The sequence below is a fragment of the Phytoactinopolyspora endophytica genome (assembly GCF_004138495.1).
In the GTDB taxonomy this organism is placed as follows: Bacteria; Actinomycetota; Actinomycetes; order Jiangellales; family Jiangellaceae; genus Phytoactinopolyspora; species Phytoactinopolyspora endophytica.
In genome coordinates this window covers 602,731-604,114 of the sequence record NZ_ML142849.1, presented here as the reverse complement: position 1 = coordinate 604,114, position 1,384 = coordinate 602,731, and the positions used below count along the sequence as shown (strand labels likewise).

Sequence of the window (1,384 nt, the reverse complement as noted above, 5' to 3'; positions counted from 1 at the left end):
TGACGTCGTCGACGGCGCGGACGTCGCCGCCCCTGCCGTGAAAGATCTTCACCAGATCGCGTGCCTGGACCAGACAGTCCCGGCCCTCGCCTGTCATCGAGGCCTGAGCGGCCTCGTCACGTGCCGCATCCGGTGGCGCGCCGGCGGGCGGCTCGTCGCCCGTCTCCGGTCCCGCGGACGGCTCCTCCCCGGCTTGCACGTCGACGTCGAGTGCGGCGTCCAAGAGGCGGCGCGAGTAGGGCTGCCCTGCGTCGGCGACGAATCCGCCCATGGTCGCCGTCTCCACCATCTGCCCGTCCTTCATCACGACGACGTCGTCGCACAGGTAACGGGCGACCCCGAGGTCATGGGTGATCATGATGATGGCCAGGCCGTCGTCGCGGAGACCCTTGAGCACGTCGAGCACCTGGCGCTGGATGGTCACGTCGAGTGCGGTGGTGGGCTCGTCGGCGATGAGCAACTGAGGGCCGGCGACGATCGACATGGCGATCATGGCCCGTTGTCGCATCCCACCGGACAACTGGAACGGGTACATCCGGATCCGGCGCTCCGGCTCGGGAATGCCGACCCGGTCCAATGCGTCGACGGCTCGCCGCACGGCTTCCTTCCGGTCGCAGATGCCGTGCCAGCGCAGATGTTCCGTGAGCTGAACCTTGAGGGTACGGGTCGGGTTCAGCGCGGACATCGCGTTCTGGAAGATCATCCCGATGCCGGGGCCGCGCACCCGCCGCAGCTCGGATTCCGAGAGCGCGAGCAGGTCCTGGCCCTGGAAGAGTGCCGTGCCCGACACGACGGCGCTGTCCGGGAGCAGCCGCAGCAGCGCGCGCATGCTGACGGTCTTGCCGGAGCCGGACTCGCCGACGACGGCCAGCGCGCCGTCGACCGGCACGTCGACCGAGAGACTCGCCGCCGGGATGAGCTCGCCGGTGCGGTTGCGGAAGGCGACGCTCAGGTCGCGCACCGAGAGCAGCGGCTGGCCGGGGCCGCCGGCCGGTACACCGGTGGCCACACCGGAGGGTGCCTGCTGCGGTGACTCGGAGGCGTTGAGCCGCGCGTTCACGTCTACCGATCGCGCTCCGCTCCTCATGTCCGGTCCTCCTCGTTCGTGTCGAACGCGTCGCGCAGGCCGTCGCCGATCCAGGTGAAGGCGAGCATGGTCATCCCGAACAGGGCGAGTGGTGCGGCGATGAGCTGCGGATTTCCGAGGACGTAGGTGTATCCGTCGACGATCATGCCGCCCCAGGAGGGCGTCGGCGGCGCGACTCCGAGCCCGAGGATCGCCAGGCCGGACTCGGCGATGATCGCGTTGGGGATGCCGAAGCTCGTCGCCACGAGCAGTGGGCCGACGGCGTTCGGCAGGATGTGCCGGACGGTGATCGCCACG

Annotated in this window: 2 protein-coding genes; both read right to left on the bottom strand. The window is 69.9% G+C overall.

Features of this window, described 5'->3' with window-relative positions:
- A partial coding sequence (locus ELR45_RS02665) for an ABC transporter ATP-binding protein (protein WP_165367411.1) occupies nucleotides 1–1,087 on the bottom strand: 1,087 nt, incomplete at its 3' end.
- Nucleotides 1,084–1,384, bottom strand: a 301-nt coding sequence (locus tag ELR45_RS34440) for an ABC transporter permease subunit (RefSeq protein ID WP_338069575.1), incomplete at its 5' end; no start/stop codon positions are given. The genes ELR45_RS34440 and ELR45_RS02665, both read right to left, overlap by 4 nt.